13 protein-coding genes are annotated in these 15,062 nt (G+C 61.2%); 7 read left to right on the forward strand and 6 right to left on the reverse strand.

Going from position 1 to position 15,062, the window contains the following annotated elements; genetic code table 11:
- Positions 1 to 568: 568 nt before the first annotated feature.
- The 5 genes from ACZ495_RS13870 to ACZ495_RS13890 form a co-directional block, all read right to left on the reverse strand.
- Complete coding sequence (locus ACZ495_RS13870) at positions 569 to 2,050, reverse strand: aldehyde dehydrogenase family protein (RefSeq protein ID WP_464262431.1); 1,482 nt, start codon at positions 2,048 to 2,050, stop codon at positions 569 to 571.
- Between the two features lie 579 nt (positions 2,051 to 2,629).
- Positions 2,630 to 3,493, reverse strand: a complete 864-nt coding sequence (gene cobM, locus ACZ495_RS13875; protein ID WP_012625600.1) for a precorrin-4 C(11)-methyltransferase — start codon at positions 3,491 to 3,493, stop codon at positions 2,630 to 2,632.
- Between the two features lie 56 nt (positions 3,494 to 3,549).
- Positions 3,550 to 5,352, reverse strand: a complete 1,803-nt coding sequence (gene cbiE / locus ACZ495_RS13880; protein ID WP_394027134.1) for a precorrin-6y C5,15-methyltransferase (decarboxylating) subunit CbiE — start codon at positions 5,350 to 5,352, stop codon at positions 3,550 to 3,552.
- Complete coding sequence (cbiD, locus tag ACZ495_RS13885; RefSeq protein WP_012625598.1) at positions 5,349 to 6,818, reverse strand: cobalt-precorrin-5B (C(1))-methyltransferase CbiD; 1,470 nt, start codon at positions 6,816 to 6,818, stop codon at positions 5,349 to 5,351. The genes cbiE and cbiD overlap by 4 nt, the downstream gene beginning before the upstream one ends.
- A gap of 2 nt (positions 6,819 to 6,820) precedes the next feature.
- Positions 6,821 to 7,672, reverse strand: a complete 852-nt coding sequence (locus tag ACZ495_RS13890) for a hypothetical protein (protein WP_407843999.1) — start codon at positions 7,670 to 7,672, stop codon at positions 6,821 to 6,823.
- A 304-nt stretch (positions 7,673 to 7,976) separates the two neighbouring features.
- On the opposite strand from ACZ495_RS13890, the gene ACZ495_RS13895 reads away from it, so the two are divergent.
- On the forward strand, positions 7,977 to 8,972 hold the full coding sequence (locus tag ACZ495_RS13895) for an OmpA family protein (protein ID WP_012625596.1): 996 nt from the start codon (positions 7,977 to 7,979) through the stop codon (positions 8,970 to 8,972).
- Positions 8,973 to 9,049: 77 nt separating this feature from the next.
- Positions 9,050 to 9,613, forward strand: a complete 564-nt coding sequence (locus tag ACZ495_RS13900; protein WP_394027137.1) for a translation initiation factor 2 — start codon at positions 9,050 to 9,052, stop codon at positions 9,611 to 9,613.
- A 510-nt stretch (positions 9,614 to 10,123) separates the two neighbouring features.
- Here ACZ495_RS13900 and thrB read toward each other — a convergent pair.
- Positions 10,124 to 10,702 carry a homoserine kinase gene (thrB, locus tag ACZ495_RS13905; protein WP_083577840.1) on the reverse strand — a complete coding sequence of 193 codons (579 nt, stop codon included), beginning with the start codon at positions 10,700 to 10,702 and terminating at the stop codon, positions 10,124 to 10,126.
- Positions 10,703 to 11,026: 324 nt separating this feature from the next.
- Here thrB and ACZ495_RS13910 point away from each other — a divergent pair, with 324 nt between their 5' ends.
- From ACZ495_RS13910 to yidC, 5 genes are all read left to right on the forward strand, one after another.
- Complete coding sequence (locus ACZ495_RS13910; protein ID WP_464262432.1) at positions 11,027 to 12,073, forward strand: hypothetical protein; 1,047 nt, start codon at positions 11,027 to 11,029, stop codon at positions 12,071 to 12,073.
- Positions 12,074 to 12,567: 494 nt separating this feature from the next.
- A complete protein-coding gene (gene rpmH / locus ACZ495_RS13915) occupies positions 12,568 to 12,702 on the forward strand; it encodes a 50S ribosomal protein L34 (protein ID WP_012625590.1) in 135 nt (44 codons plus the stop codon).
- 42 nt (positions 12,703 to 12,744) lie between these two features.
- Complete coding sequence (gene rnpA, locus ACZ495_RS13920) at positions 12,745 to 13,137, forward strand: ribonuclease P protein component (RefSeq protein WP_464262433.1); 393 nt, start codon at positions 12,745 to 12,747, stop codon at positions 13,135 to 13,137.
- Positions 13,134 to 13,397, forward strand: coding sequence for a membrane protein insertion efficiency factor YidD (yidD, locus tag ACZ495_RS13925; protein ID WP_012625588.1), 264 nt, complete (start codon positions 13,134 to 13,136; stop codon positions 13,395 to 13,397). The genes rnpA and yidD overlap by 4 nt, the downstream gene beginning before the upstream one ends.
- Before the next feature lie 8 nt (positions 13,398 to 13,405).
- Positions 13,406 to 15,052: a membrane protein insertase YidC gene (gene yidC, locus ACZ495_RS13930; protein ID WP_012625587.1), complete on the forward strand. Its 1,647-nt coding sequence runs from the start codon at positions 13,406 to 13,408 to the stop codon at positions 15,050 to 15,052.
- The last annotated feature ends 10 nt before the right edge of the window (positions 15,053 to 15,062 follow it).

Below are 15,062 nucleotides of genomic sequence, written 5' to 3' on the forward strand. Positions count from 1 at the left end.
ACACGAAAAGCATCACTTTTCCGTGACATGAACGGGAGCGTGGCAGGTTCGCAGTCCATAAGAAATTCTCCACTCATGCGAAGAGGAGGGCCGTGGGGGCCCTCCTCTTTCTGTTTCGGCGCATGCCCTATAACGGATTGCGGAGCGTTGTTCCCGCATGCGCCGGTGTGCCCGCCCGCGGCAACCGGATCAGGCGTCCGGTAGAAGGGGCTTGGCTGCCGGACTGCCTGACGCTTATGGCAGCGGCCGCCGCGGGCGGATGTGGAGAATGCTGCCCGGGAAACCGTTCACCGTGTCCCGGGGCGATGCCGTTTTTCGGTTGCCGGGCGGGACATGCCTGGCATGCTTTTATGGCAGGCACAGTGTGGCTTACAGTGTTTCCTGTTTTGTGCCGGAAGCAAAATATGTTGCGCGGCTGCCGTATTGCGAAGCCCCGGGATTTTTGCCGTTGCCGGTTCGCCCGGCTCTTTGCCGTGCCTGTGCAGGCATTGCGGTAGCGGTCTGTTCCTTGTGCCTGTGTGGCGCGGATGCACAGCAGCTTCCGCACCACACAGGCAGGCATCAGTCCCTAGGGGTAAAAGCCGGTGGGGGCTTCTGACAGGTTGATGATGATGTTTTTCTGCTGGGTGTAGTGTTCAAGGATGGTCTTGTGCGTCTCGCGCCCGATGCCCGATTTCTTGTAGCCGCCAAAGGGAGCGCCCGCCGGGATGCTGTTGTAGGTGTTCACCCACATGCGGCCTGTTTCAATGGCGCGGCTTACGCGGATGGCGCGGTTGATGTCACGCGTCCATACACCGCCGCCAAGGCCGTAGACGCTGTCATTGGCCATACGGACCACTTCTTCTTCAGTCTTGAACTTGATGATGACGGCAACGGGACCGAAGATTTCATCCCGCGCAACGCGCATGTCGTTGGTGACGTTGCCGAGCAGGGTGGGGCGCATAAAGCACCCTCTGTCCAGATCGCCCGACGTGACGCGCTCGCCGCCGCAAAGCACTGTGGCCCCTTCGCCCTTGGCCTGCTCAATGCAAAGCAGAATGGCCTTGAGGTGCGATTCGTATATCTGCGAACCCATCTGGGTGTCCGCTTCCCAGGGCAGGCCCACCTTGACGCGGTTGAAGCGTTCCACGGCTTCGGCCACAAACCTGTCGTAAATGTCTTCATGCACAAAAACGCGCGAACCGGCGCAGCATACCTGCCCCTGGTTGAACAGGATGCCCATTTGCAGCCCGTCCATGGCAAGGTCCCACTGGCAGTCGGGGAAAAAGATATTGGCCGACTTGCCGCCAAGCTCCAGGGTGGAGGGGATCAGGCGTTTGGCCGCGGCCATGCCCACGCTGCGTCCCACATCGGTGGAACCGGTAAAGGCCAGCTTGTTGAAGCCGGGGTGCTCGAGGATATACTGGCCGGAGCGCGAGCCGCGCCCGGTGATCACGTTGAACACGCCCTTGGGCAGCACTCCGTTGATAAGGCGCGCCAGCTCCAGGACGGAAAGCGAGGTGTGGTTGGATGGCTTGAACACGGTGCAGCAGCCTGCGGCAAGCACGGGGGCCAGTTTCCATGCGGCCATGAGAAAGGGAAAGTTCCACGGCACAATCTGGCCTACCACGCCGATGGGTTCGCGCAGAACCAGCGAAAGCGTGTTTTTGTCAAGCATGGTGGCCGAACCTTCCTCAGAGCGCAGAACACCCGCAAAATAGCGGAAATGATCGGCGGCAAAGGGAATGTCCACATTTGCGGTTTCGCGGATGGGTTTGCCGTTATCCAGTGTTTCCACCAAGGCAAGATGTTCTTTGTTGGCGTCGATGATATCCGCTATTTTCATGAGCAGGTCGGCACGTTCGGCGGCATCTGTATTTTTCCAGCTTGCCCACGCCGTTGTGGCGGCCTTGACGGCCGCGTCCACATCTTCCCTGGTGGCTTCGGCGCAGGTTGCCAGGCGTTCGCCATTGGCCGGGCAAAGGGATTCGAAGGTTCCTCCGTCAGAGGCCTCCTTCCATTCGCCATCAATGAAGAGAGAATATCTATCCTGCAGGTCGGTTTTTTTCATGACGCTTCCTTTGGTTAAAGGTTTGCATGCACAACGTAGTGAATGTTGCTATAAAGTAGTAAGTCCTTTTTGAAGTTGTTAAAGGGGTAAAAAGATGGAGAATAGAAAAATATAAACTATGTTGTGAAAAAAGTATCAAACTGACGGCTTCATGTGAACAATTGATACATTGTAAAACATGCTTTGCCACACAATATAAGATAAACGCCAAAAGAACAAAAACCGCAACAGTATCACGCTCTGCATAATTATCAGGATATAAACAGAATAGAGCGCGTGCAGTTACGTGGGATATGATTGGGGAAAAATCAGGGCATCTGCTTGCGCAGGAGCAGGCGCAAAAAAACCGGCCAAAGCGTTGGCAAAGGGCTGGGGGAGGTACCCTGTACAGCAGGGGGATAGTTAACCGCAGCGAAACTGCGGGCAATGGAAAGAGCTTGTTGTGGCAGCTGCCCGGGGTGCAGTCCAGGGCAGCTGCCATATGAAATGTTTTCAGTGTGTTCGGGCGGGCCGTCTGCACGGCGGGCGGCTGAACGTATCGCCCGCATTTACCTGTCTGTCGGGGCCGGACTGCAAGGTTCAGTTTTTTCTGGCCTGCCTGTAGCCGTGACTGAAGCCGGAAGCGTAGAGCTGCGAGCATGTATCCGGCGCATTCTGCCCCGGCAGTATCAGAAAAACCGTCTGTCTGGTCAGGCCGTGCTCCGCAACGCATCGGGCCAGGGTTCCGGCGGTGGCCCATATGAGGCGCTGGTCCGGCCAGCCCACGCGGCAAGCGCACAGCACCGGTGTTTCAGGCGGCATGTGGCACAGCAGGTCGGCCTGCAACGCCTCGCTGGATGCTGCCGACAGGTATATGGCCATGGACGTGCCGTGAGCGGCAAGGCGGCGTACGGCTTCGCGTTCCGGCACGGGGGTGCGTCCTTCCATCCGGGTGATGACGAGGCTCTGGGTGACTTCAGGTACGGTAAAGGTTACGCCTGCGGCGGCCGCCGCTGCACAGGCCGCGGTGACGCCCGGTATGACGCGCCAGGGGATGCCGTCTGCATCCAGCAGGCGCGTCTGTTCGCGCAACGTGCCGTACAGGGCAGGATCGCCCGTGTGCACACGCGCCACCGTACCGCCTTCAAGGGCTGTGCGGCGCACCAGCGCGTGGCATTCTTCAAGGCTCAGGGGGGCGGAGTCCACCACAGGCACATCGGGGGCCGCGCAGGCCACCACCTGCGGCGGAACCAGCGAACCTGCATAAAGCACCAGGGCGGCCTCTTCAATGGCCTTGCGCCCCTTGAGCGTCAAAAGTTCCGGATCGCCGGGGCCGGCCCCGACAAAGCTGACCAGGCCGGGAGTGCTGCCGGAGTTTATGGCCGGCGTCTGGCCGGGAGCATGCCCTGCGGCTGCGTCCGTCATATGGGCCGTATTCTTTTCGTCATGTTTGCAGGTAGTCATGGCGCCTGCTGTCTGTTGTCTGCCGGGTGTGCTGTTGCCGCTGCTCGGGATGCGTCTCATGAGCGCGCCCCCTGACCGGCGCGGCCGGTGCTCTCCGGGGCCGGTTTTTGGGCCGCCAGCAGAAATACGGGATTCATGGCGGCCAGATGCACATCGCCGCCCAGTTCCTTGCCTTCGGAAGCCTGAATCTGACTGATCTCCACCGGCCAGCCGAGGCGTTCAAAAAAGCGGCGGCACAGGCATAGGGTGTCCAGCAGAACGCAGCTTGCCACCACGCGCCCGCCAGGGGGCAGGCGCAGGCAGACATGCCCCAGGATGTCTTCTCCATCTTCGCCGGAAAGCCCGCCGCCGACAAAAACACGGTGCGGATCGGGCAGCGAGGGCAGGCACTCCGGGGCCTGCCCCAGGCGTACATCCAGAGTGGCCGCGCCAAAGCGGCGGCGGTTTTCCTGGATGCTCATGGCGCGGCCCACAGAGCGCTCAACCGCCACCACGCGGCCTTCGTGCGCCAGTACCGTGGCTTCAAGGGCCACGGCTCCGGAGCCGGAACCGACATCCCACACCACATGGTGCGGCTCTATCTGCAGAAGAGCCAGAGCAGCTGCGCGCACGGGTTTTTTGCTGATCAGCCCCCTGTCCACAGCCAGTTCTCCGGCGTTGAGGCCGAGCCGCGCGCGGCGGGGCGCGTCGCCGGGAACAAGCACAAGGGTGCAGGCCGGGCCAAAAACACCTCCGGCGGCCTGAGCCATACTCAGGTGACTGCCTTGTTCGTCCGGCGCGCCCATGCGCTCGAAAACATGCACGGTGAACCAGTCCACCCCCCGGTCCAGCAGGTGGCGGGCCAGCACGTCCGGCGACATGCGGGCGTCGGTAAGTACGCAGAGCGGTGCATTTTTGCTTACAGCCGCATTGAGCGGCCCAAGGTCATCGCGTCCGTGCAGCGACAGGCAGATCACCCTGTGCCAGGGCAAGGCCAGGCGGGCGCAGGCCTGTTGCAGAGAGCTGACCGCAGGCACAAGCTCTACGGCATCCTGCCCGAGAAGGCGCACAAGTGTTCCCCCGATGCCGAAAAGCAGGGGGTCGCCGTCGGCCAGCATGATGACACGTTCACCGGCGGCGCGCATCTGGCTCAGGCGGGTGATGACGGGTTCCAGCGGCGTACTCAGGGGCAGCAGGCGGGCGTTGAGCGTTTCCTGTCTGGCTGCTTCGCCATCTGGGCCGGGGGCTGTGCCGCCCGGTCCATCTTCGGGGGCATGCCCCGTCAGGTCGTGCAGTATCTGGCGGCCGCCGCAGATCACATCGGCCTTGTGCAACAGCAATTTCTGCTCGGCTGTCAGGGACGCAAGTCCACGCGGGCGCCCGCAGTCCAGGCCAAGTACCGTGATGGGGCTGGGCTGCGCTGTAGTAGGCTCAAAAACAAAGCAGGATTGCAGAATTTCAGACATGGGCGGCCAATCGTCCGGCTGGGCGGGTGGGGTTTGCTCCTGCGGCGGCTGTTGTGCCGGCTTGCGCCGTTTTTTTACAGCCCTGGAGGCAACGGGGTTGCTTTCCACCGGGTTTTTCTGCCTGGACTGTGACGGTGCGGCCACAAGTGCCGGGGCTTCCGCGGGGGCATCGTCTGCCGGGGGCTGGCCGTTGTCAGAGGGGGCCTCTGCGGGAGTATCGCGTGCTGTGCCGGCCGTGTCGCGGGCGGCGGTAACCTGCGCTGCTGCGTCCGTAACGGCAGAAGGGACGGCATGTTCCGCGGTGGACAGGGCCTCACGCGTCTCCGGGGGGCCAGTCGCTGCAGTCCGGCTCGCGTCTTCGCTCGGTGTGGGGGAGGGCACGGCAATGCCGGGCAGTGCAACCTGATTTTTCATAATGCCAGTAATTCCCTGCCGTCGGTGTGAAAAAGGTGCAGCCGCACGGGGTGTCCCGCAAATTTTGCCGCCACTGCAGCGGCTTTGGCGGCCACCTGCCGTATAACGTCTGATCCGGCCCTGTCCTGCAAAAGCAGCTCCAGGGCGTGGGCGGCGGTGACGCAGTTTTTTACCTGCCCCGCGCAGTGTGCGCCGTACTGTTCACATACGCGGGCAAGGCCCGCCATGTCCAGATCCGCGTGGCGGGCGTGGGTGTAGGCATGCCCCTGGGCCAGCTTGACCAGCTTGCCGAAAAAACAGCCCCACACAAGATTGTCAAAATTTCCGGCTCCGGCGGCCTGCAAGGAAAAAGCTGCAAAGTCAGCTACCTGTATGAAGCACTGTTGCGGCATGTGGGGGTAGCGCTCCATGAGCAGGCGTTCGGAGCGCCTGCCCGTGGTCAGGGCAATGGACCGGCAGCCTGTGGCCGCAGCCACGGCCAGGCCCTGCTCGATGGTGGCTTTCCAGGCTTTGTGGCTGTATGGGCGCACAGTGCCCTGCGTACCCAGAATGGAAATACCGCCTACAATGCCCAGCCGTGGGTTGAATGTCTGCCGGGCCAGTCGTTCGCCTTCGGGAACGCTGATAATCACGCGCAAGGGCGGGCATGGGGACCAAGCGGACGCAACAGCATGACGCAGGGCAAAGGCGATCTGCTGGCGAGGCACGGGATTGATGGCCGCTTCACCCACGGGTACTGGCAGGCCGGGCAGAGTTATGCGCCCCACCCCCGGACCGCCTTCAATAGTAATACGCAATCCCGTGCTCAGAGGCATCGGGACGGGGTCGGCAGATGGCTCCTGGGCCGGGCATGTTGAATCGTGCGCCATTCCGCCGGGATCGGGTGCAAGGCTGTCCGTCTGCCAGGGGCCTTCCATAATTACAGTGGCCGTAACGAGTGCTCCAGATGTGGCATCCGGGTCATCGCCGCCGTCTTTGCGGATAGAGGCGTGTGCCAGCCGCAGCGGGGCGCGGGCTGTACCTGATCCGACGGCATCTACTTTGTCAGCATCCGGCGGCAGTCCGGCGGAAAATCCGGCAAACGCGGCCAGTTCGGGGGCCGGGCCGGGGGCACAGGCCGCCACCGCAAGACGCAGCCAGCCTCTGGGACGCAGGTCTTGCGTGGCGCTGCCGGGCTTCTGTGCATCATGCTCCGCCGGGGCCGGATGTTCCAAGGTCTTCTTTTGGGCTGCCTGCCCGGCATGCTGGTAGGCGCCCGTGTCTGCGCGGTGGCTGGAAACCTGTTCTGCCTCCGCGTCCGCTACGGGGCTGCCCGGACATTCGGGAGCCGACTGTGCAGCAAAGGGCGGCAGCGGCACATCCACATGGTCGGGTGCAGAGCCGGAGCGCAGCAGGTGCAGGGCGGCCAGGGCTGCGCCCGTGGCTGCCGAGCCGGTGGTGAATCCTTCGCGCAGCTTTGCGGCCATACTCAGATGACGCCGCCGGGCAACCACACCTGCCCATCGGCAACCAGGGCTACCGGGCCGTTTATGCCCGCCATGGCGGTTCCGTCTTCGCTGAAAAGACGCACCTCCAGCGGAGAACCGCCAGGCTGCATGATGGAAAAATGTTTGCCGCCGTTATTTTTGGCGCGGCTCAGGGCCAGGGCCAGAGCGCCGGAGCCGCAGGCGCTTTCCAGATAATCGGTGCGGGTGTCGCGCACATGCACAAGAGGCAGCATATCAAGCTGCCCCTGCAGCACCTGCCACCAGATGACGCCCACGGCTTCTTCCTGCTCCAGATTGTAGCGTTCGCGCAGCAGGGCGGCAGCGGCGTGGCAGTCTTCGGGGTGGCCGTGGGTGCGCGCATCCAGCAGCAGATGGCAGATGCCGGGCAGCCGCACCAGGCAGATGCCGTTGGTCAGGCACTCCATAAAAACGTCGGGCAGCCGCAGCACGGCCTCTACCTGCCACAGGGGGCTTCTCCCGCGCACGAGCAGCCGCACCGGGCTTTGCCAGCCGGAGACGCTGATCTCGTACTGCCGGGCGGCTTGTGCCGCCTGTTCCGGGGTTGGGGGCGCAGCTGCGTTTTGGGTGCGTTCTTCTTTACAGGCCAGCAGCGCGCCCACGGCACGGCTGGCATTGACGCAAAACTCGCCGCCCGCCATGCGCAGGCTGTGGGCCTGAAGATCTACAAAGCCTGCCTGTTCACCGCCGAGCACAGAGGGATCCAGGGCCTGGCGGGCAAGGTTTGCCTGCTGCACGGGAACAAGGCCGTGCTCCGGAAACAGGAGGGTGGTGTTGCCGCCGGGGCTCCATTTGGAAAACATGAATGTTGACATAGAGATATTCCTTGGCTCCTGACATAAGTATGCCTCAGGGCCGGGGCGCTGTCCAGCAGCCGTAACTGCGGTGTTTTCAGGCGGATATGGCCTTCAGGAGATGTTGGGACAATGGATGCCTTGTCTGGTTATTGAAGAGTATTTCCTATTTAAAACTTGCGGTTTTTCATGAAGACGGTTATGTAAAAGGCAGTTGCCGCCTCCAAAGGTATTTCCTGCTAGTGAGTTGGCAACGTGGCGGGCACACCGCGAATTACTGTTATTGACGGTAACTCGACGAACTTATCAACGTTTGGGAGGCAGTATGAAATCGTTTCGTCTTCTTGTTCTGGCCGCTGCTCTTATTTTGAGCTATGCTGTGGCCGCCGCGGCCGCTCCGGCCTGCACCAAGAAAATCAACAGCTTTGACTTCGTTGTAGACTATTCCGGCTCCATGATGATGAAAAATGCCCAGCTGAAGCAGGACAAGATCATCGTGGCCAAAAATGTGCTGCAGCGCATCAATGCCGCTATTCCCGCTCTGGACTACAATGGTGGCCTGCACACCATTTCGCCCAACGGCGTTATCGTTGCCCAGGGCCCCTGGGATCGCAACACCATGGCTGCCGGCATCAAAAAGCTGCGCTCCGACTTCCAGATCTTCGGTCGTATGACCAGCATGGGCACCGGCCTGCAGGCTTATGAGCCTTTCCTCTCCAGCATGAAGCGCGACGCCGCCGTTATCCTCGTGACCGACGGCGACAACAACCGTGGCGCCGATCTGGTGGAAGTGGCCCGTCAGATGTATGCCAGCCAGCGTAACCTGGTTGTCCACATCATCTCCTTTGCCGACAGCAAGAACGGCGAAGAAACCATCAAGCAGGTTGCTGCCCTGAACCCCGCCACCATCGTGGTGCGTGGTGAAGAACTGGCCACCAGCGATGCCGCTCTTGAGCGCTTCGTTCTGTCCGTGTTCTGCCAGGATGAAGACGTGATCGTGCTGCGTGGCGTGCACTTCGCTTTCAACTCCTATGCCCTTGACGGTAAGGCCATGGGCATCCTGAACGAAGCCGCCGGTCTCATCAAGGCCAACCCCAACAAGCGCGTTGTGCTCGCTGGCTGGACCGACTGGATCGGCTCTGACGCCTACAACATGAAGCTTTCGCAGGAACGCGCCAACAGCGTGAAGAACTATCTTGTGAAGCAGGGCATCCCCGCCAGCCGCATGACCGCCATCGGTCGCGGCAAGTCCTTCAAGTACAACAACGAAACCGCTGAAGGTCGCGCCATGAACCGGCGCACCGAAATCTCCTTCGAATAATCGAAGGGCGGGTTTCAGTGGAATAACATGCAAAAGCCGGGTGGCCTATGCCGCCCGGCTTTAATGTGTGAGGTGCTATGCGCAAGCAAATATTTTGGGCATTTTTGCTGATCTTCGGATTGACCACAGGTGGTTGCGCCTGGTTTGGTGGCGACTCTTCTTCCACTGAGGCGGTGGTAACGCCCGCCCAGCCCGAACCGGCTGCCGAGCCTGCGCCCGCGCCGGAAAAAACGGCTCCCGCCAAGGCCGACAAAAAAGCTGCTAAACCTGCGGAAAAGAAACAGCCCGCCGCCAGGGGGGCTAAAACTGAAGCCCAGATTGCCGCCGAACTGGATGTGGTCGGCCGCAAGCTGGTTGCCCAGGCTGGCCGGACCGTTGTGCCGTCCAAATCCAAAAAGGATGTACGGCAGGACGGCAAGGAATTTGTGGCCAGCTATGTTGCCGTGGATGAGGACAGTGTTGTCACAGAGCTGCGCCCCGGGGCTTCCGGGCAGTATGTGGGCTTTGTCCGCTACAAGGAAAATGTTTTTGAGTGCCGTGGCGCCAGCCGCCAGGCTGCGCTTGCCGCCGCCTGCCAGCAGGTCAAGGCCCGCAGGATTAACGAGCTTATCCGCTACGATGGCAAGAGCTGGCAGTACTAGCGCATTTACTTGAAAAATTTATATGCGCCACCACTGCACGAGAGTACAGCGCACTGTAACACGGCGCAGGTTCTGCCGAGCGTTGCATTTTTCGGCAGAATGACAATTTTGAAATGTGAAGTATTTCAGGATTGATCTGCTCTGGGGTGGGTTCGCCTTGAAAATGTTTATTCGCAAGATTTGAAGCACGTGCACACGGCGCTTGATCACGCAAATAAACAGCGCTGCGGTCTTTTCCACAAGACCTCTGGGCAACGGCTGAAGCTGTACCTTCCACAGCGGGCGCATGCTCATGAGCAGTCTTGGTAATGTTTTTTTGCTTGATATCGCAGCGAGATGTTTTTCTGGCGGGGCTTCGGCCCCGCTTTTTTATATGACGCCCCGTGTGCGTGAAACGTGAAGCGTGAAACAGCGTGCCGCCTGCTGCGTAGGGCTTCGGCCGGAAGGGAAAAGGCAGGGCCGCTGTTGAAAAAAGCCACGGCAACGGTATGGTCCCGTGGCATGCGGCTGTTACGGCCTGTCAGGCATGGTCACTTCAGCGGGCAGTTGCTGCACTATCCAGTTCACACACTGTTGTGGATTTTTGTCTGCAGCGGGACAGCGCAATGTGGCGTAGCGGGTGTACAGCTCTTCCCGCTCCTGAAAAATGTCGCGCAGGGTCTGGCCGGGGGCAATGGCGAGGCCACGTTGCGGATTCCGGGCAATACGTTCTTCCACCACGGTAAAAGGCACATCCAGGTAAACCAGCGGTCCCAGTGAGGCCAGGTGTCGCATGGTCTGCTCGCGGTAAACAACACTGCCGCCTGTGGCAATAACCGTGCGATTGGCCTTTATGGCGCTGACAACGCTGGACTCCACATCCAGAAACGCAGACTTGCCGAGCGCATCGGTAACATCTTGCAGGCGGGCGGCATACACGGCTTCAATAAGATGATCGCTGTCCATAAAGGCCCAGCCAAGCGTGCGGGCCAGTGCTTCGCCCACGGTGGATTTGCCCGCTCCGGCCATGCCGATGAGGATTATGCAGGGAGATGGCCTGGTTGGGCCAGACATGGCAGGCGGGGCGTCGGCAGGGGAGGGCGCGGACATTTCGACTCCTGATGGGGAATTTTTTTGAAAATGTGCCTAAGCGGCGGCGACCTGTCAAGGCAGGCAGAGGCAAAAGCGTAAAGATCTCTTGCGGCAGGGCGTGGGTGTATCGTAATGCACAGACAGGCCGCATTATGCTCCTCTGCCAGCAGGGCGTGGTGGCTCTTGTGCCGCACTGCCGCAGTATGCCGGTTTTCGGGTTTCAGTGCCTGCGCCCCGGCGGCCGGCACAACGTCAGGCGGGGAGGCATGACCTGCTGCTCCTGATGGAGCGTACCCTAAAGACGATGTACGGCCGTCCGATAAGCGTTGTAGAGGTGGTATCATGCTCATGACGTTATGCAAAAAAACAGCGGCGCTTTGCGCTTCACGGGCCGTACCCGTGGGAACGGCTTTTTTGTGCCTGTGCGCCGCCTTCATGTTTTCTGTCACACCGGCCGCGGCTGCGGAAACTGTTCACCTGCCTTCTTCTCCGCCGCCAACGCTGCCGGATGGCGGGGCCAACCTGAACGAGGCCTGGGTGCGGCACGGTGGTGCTCGCCTTTACTGGAACACCTTGATGCAGCCACGGCAGTTGCGCATGGCCGGGGCAAGCTTTGCAGATCCTGCAGCCGTACCCGATCTGATGCCGTCGCCCCAAGGGCAGACTGGCGGCAAGTCCGTCGGTAAAAGCCGTGCCGGAGCCAAGACGGCCCCCCACAGTGTGGTCATCGATCCCGGTGCGCCGCTGATGCCCATGCGCGGAGCTTCGCGTTCCGCTGCCAGGACAGGCGGCACTGCCAGAAAGGCCGATACGACCATTCCCCGTGTGACAGGGCAGAAGCCCGCTTCTGTAAGCCCTGCGCTCACCGCGCCGTCTGCTTCCGGCAGCGGCAAGGCCGCCACAGATGCCCGGGTGGGCAGCGCGGCAGCGGACCGGCCTGGCAATGGCGTTGCCCCCGGTACCCCCGCTCTTGCGCCTGATGCCACGCCCAGGCCCCAGGCCACGCAAAACAGCAGTGCCGCACAGCGCAGTGCTGCCGTAACCGGGAGCAGGGCGGGCAATGGCACGGTGCTGCCCGGCGTGGAGAAAGCGGACAAGACCCCCGCAGGAGCCGGAATTTCCGGTCATGCGGCACCGGGAGCGACTGTTCCGGAAAAGGCCGCCGTACCTGCAACCCCGCCTTCTTCCCTGCCTGGAGTACTCAGCGGGTCTGGCGCGGCTGCCGGTGCTTTGAGCCAGGGAGGTTCCGGCGTGGCGCGGGATACCGCGGGGGCTGCCCCGCAAGGCGTGTTGCCGCCTCCGCCCGTCCCCTCGCTTTCAGCAGACGACCTGCTGCCGCCATCCAACGGATCTTCCGGGGCGGCCCCTGTTCGTGCGCCTCTTCCCTGAGCAGATGCAGGGCAGCGGAAATACGCCTTCCCTGTTGCCGGACCATGCCTGTACGAAGTAAGCTGGCGGAAGAGGGCGCTCCTTCTGCGGGTATCGAAGCCCTGCTCAAGAATGCGGTTTTCAAAAAACGACTGCAAGGGCAATGAAATGGCGCGGATTCGATCTGTCAGGGGTTTTTTCCTCCCGTCTGTTTTCCTCGCGTGAGGTGCTGCCCTGTGGCGTAGGGGAATGGCGCAGTAAATTTATTCCGGTGTTTGAGCCGCGGTATTTGCCGTACACGGCGGTCTTTACGGGCGTAACCCCGAAAGGATTGGCCCAGTCCGCGCTTGACGGGGGGGCTGCGGGCGTGTATGTAGCTTCTTCCATATTTTAACGCCAGGGCCTTGCCGTCCCTGCCCGCCAAGGCGGCTGACGGCCTCATCACCGCTAAGCCCTGCGTGCCGAAAATCCCCGGTCCGGCATTTGGCCCTACCGGAAATTTTAAGGAGTCAGCCATGAAAAGAACATATCAGCCGAGCAAAATCAGAAGGGCACGCACTCACGGCTTTCGCGCCCGTATGGCCACCCCCGGGGGGCGCGCGGTGCTGCGCCGTCGTCGTGCCAAGGGCCGTAAACGCCTGAGCGCCTAGTTGAACGGGGGGACTGCCCCCGTTCGTCATTAGGGAGCTTTCATGCGCCGGTACCTCCTGCCCCGACAGTTGCGCATCCGCCGCCGGGTGGAGTTTACAGCCTGTTACGAGCGGGGCAGGCGCTACCACACCGAGCACTTCCTTGTATTCGTGTTGCCGCGGGCTTGTCCCGGTCTTCGCGTGCGTACCGGCATGGCCGTTTCCCGCAAGGTGGGTAAGGCTGTGGTGCGCAATCGCGTCAAGAGACTCTTGCGGGAATTTTACCGCCTGCACAGAGAGGAGCTGCCCGTGGAGGCCGATATTGTTACCGTAGCAAAAAAGCATGCTGGAGAAGCCGCACTGGATTATGCCCGTGTGGCTGCTGAGCTTTTGCCCCTGTTGCGGCGTATGGCCCGGCATCTGCCGGGCTCTTCGGCATTGGATGGTCTGCCATGAGCCACATGTTGCGCGTGATCTGCGTTTTTCCCATACGCGTTTACCAGCGTTGCATCTCGCCTGTGCTGCCCCCTGCCTGCCGTTATTATCCTACCTGTTCCGCCTATGCCGCCGAAGCCGTAATGACCCACGGCGTGTTGCGGGGCGGCTGGCTGGCGCTCAAGCGTCTGGCCCGCTGTCACCCTTGGGGCGGTTCGGGTTATGACCCTGTTCCACCATCACGACGTCGCCGTGACGTTCCGCCATTGTCCCAGGAGTGAGCGCCCTCATGCAAGACGGTAAAAATCTTCTCATTGCCATTGTTCTTTGTCTTATTGTCATTGTTGGCTGGGGCTATCTGGCCGAGTATATGGGCTGGGCCACCCGGCCTGCCCCGGTGGCGCAGCAAAGCCAGGACCAGCAGGCCGCCCATCCGCAGCCGCAGGCCCAGACGCAGGCCGCGCCCGCACAGGCCAGCCTGCCCGTCTTTACGCCAGCGCCCGGGCGCGACCTTACTGTGGACACCCCTCTTTACGAAGCCGTGGTCTACAGTGGCGGCGGCGCGCTGCGGTCGTTCAAGCTGAAAAAATACCAGGTAGGCCTTGCGGCCGACTCGCCCCAGGTGAACATGGTTGATCCCAAGAGCGCCCAGGTGGCTCCTCTGGGGCTTGTCATCAACAGCCAGCCCTCATGGAGTACGGGCCAGTGGTCTATGGACACCGGCGAGAACGGGCTTGCTCTTGAACAGGGCCAGCAGGGAACGCTGCGCCTCGTGGGCGAAGTGGACAACCTGCGTGTGGTGCGCGAAATGACCTTCAGCGCCACCAACTATCTTATCCGCGAAAAAATCCGTGTGGTGAACCAGACCCAGCAGGCCCGCAGTGTGCGTGTGAGCTATACTGTGGCCGCTGATGCCAGCAATGCCGCCGGCGACCGCTACGACGCCATGCGCGTGGCGTGGGACAACGACGGCAGCCTCAAGGAAGAAAGCTCGGCCAGTACCCTTGAAAGCACCGGTGTGCAGGCTGTGGGTAAAATTTACTGGGCCGGGGCCATGAGCACGTATTTTCTTGCGGCCGTGCTGCCCGGCGATGTGAATAACGTGACCGTCAAGGGCGTAATGCAGCAGAACGTGTACCGCACCGCCGTGGAAGAGCAGGAAACCCTGCTCGGCCCCGGACAGGAAAAAGAGCTTTCTGTTTCCTACTGGGTTGGTCCCAAGGTGCGCTCCGAACTGCAGGCCGTTTCGCCCCAGCTTGCCAAGAGCGTTGATCTGGGCTTTTTCCACATCATTGCCAAGGGCCTTCTGTGGCTGCTGGAATTTTTCCACAAGTATGTGCACAACTGGGGTCTGGCAATCATTCTGCTGACCGTGCTCATCAAGGCCGCCTTCTGGCCCCTGACGGCCAAGAGCTACGCCTCTATGGAAAAGATGAAGAAGCTCCAGCCGCACATGATGGAGATTCGTGAAAAGTTCAAGGACAACAAGGAACAGATGAACAAAGAGGTCATGGCCCTCTACAAGACCTATGGCGTCAACCCCGCCAGCGGCTGTGTGCCCATCCTCATCCAGTTGCCCGTATTCTTTGGCCTGTACCAGGCCCTGCTCACATCCATCGAGCTGCGTCATGCGCCCTTTATCACCTATCTGCCCGGAACGGACATCCTGTGGCTGGCTGACCTGTCCACCAAGGATCCCCTGTACATTACGCCCGTGATCATGGGCCTGACCATGTTTTTGCAGCAGCGGATGAGCCCCCCGGCCACAGATCCCACGCAGCAGAAGATCATGATGTTTCTTCCCCTTATCTTTACGGCGCTTTTCCTGAACTTCCCTTCGGGTCTGGTGCTGTACTGGCTGGTCAACAACGTGCTTTCCATAGCCCAGCAGCAGATGATGATCCGGAAGTTCAAGGCCAACGCCGCCGCGAAATAGCCGCAGCGAC

This window comes from Desulfovibrio sp. GTC20076 (genome assembly GCF_055385905.1).

Coding starts and splice junctions, on each gene's coding strand:
- ACZ495_RS13900 (WP_394027137.1), top strand. CDS start 9,050: ATGCGCAAGCAAATATTTTGGGCATTTTTGCTGATCTTCGGATTGACC.
- thrB (WP_083577840.1), bottom strand. CDS start 10,702: ATGTCCGCGCCCTCCCCTGCCGACGCCCCGCCTGCCATGTCTGGCCCA.
- rpmH (WP_012625590.1), top strand. CDS start 12,568: ATGAAAAGAACATATCAGCCGAGCAAAATCAGAAGGGCACGCACTCAC.
- ACZ495_RS13870 (WP_464262431.1), bottom strand. CDS start 2,050: ATGAAAAAAACCGACCTGCAGGATAGATATTCTCTCTTCATTGATGGC.
- yidD (WP_012625588.1), top strand. CDS start 13,134: ATGAGCCACATGTTGCGCGTGATCTGCGTTTTTCCCATACGCGTTTAC.
- yidC (WP_012625587.1), top strand. CDS start 13,406: ATGCAAGACGGTAAAAATCTTCTCATTGCCATTGTTCTTTGTCTTATT.
- ACZ495_RS13910 (WP_464262432.1), top strand. CDS start 11,027: ATGCTCATGACGTTATGCAAAAAAACAGCGGCGCTTTGCGCTTCACGG.
- cbiE (WP_394027134.1), bottom strand. CDS start 5,352: ATGAAAAATCAGGTTGCACTGCCCGGCATTGCCGTGCCCTCCCCCACA.
- ACZ495_RS13890 (WP_407843999.1), bottom strand. CDS start 7,672: ATGTCAACATTCATGTTTTCCAAATGGAGCCCCGGCGGCAACACCACC.
- rnpA (WP_464262433.1), top strand. CDS start 12,745: ATGCGCCGGTACCTCCTGCCCCGACAGTTGCGCATCCGCCGCCGGGTG.
- ACZ495_RS13895 (WP_012625596.1), top strand. CDS start 7,977: ATGAAATCGTTTCGTCTTCTTGTTCTGGCCGCTGCTCTTATTTTGAGC.
- cbiD (WP_012625598.1), bottom strand. CDS start 6,818: ATGGCCGCAAAGCTGCGCGAAGGATTCACCACCGGCTCGGCAGCCACG.
- cobM (WP_012625600.1), bottom strand. CDS start 3,493: ATGACTACCTGCAAACATGACGAAAAGAATACGGCCCATATGACGGAC.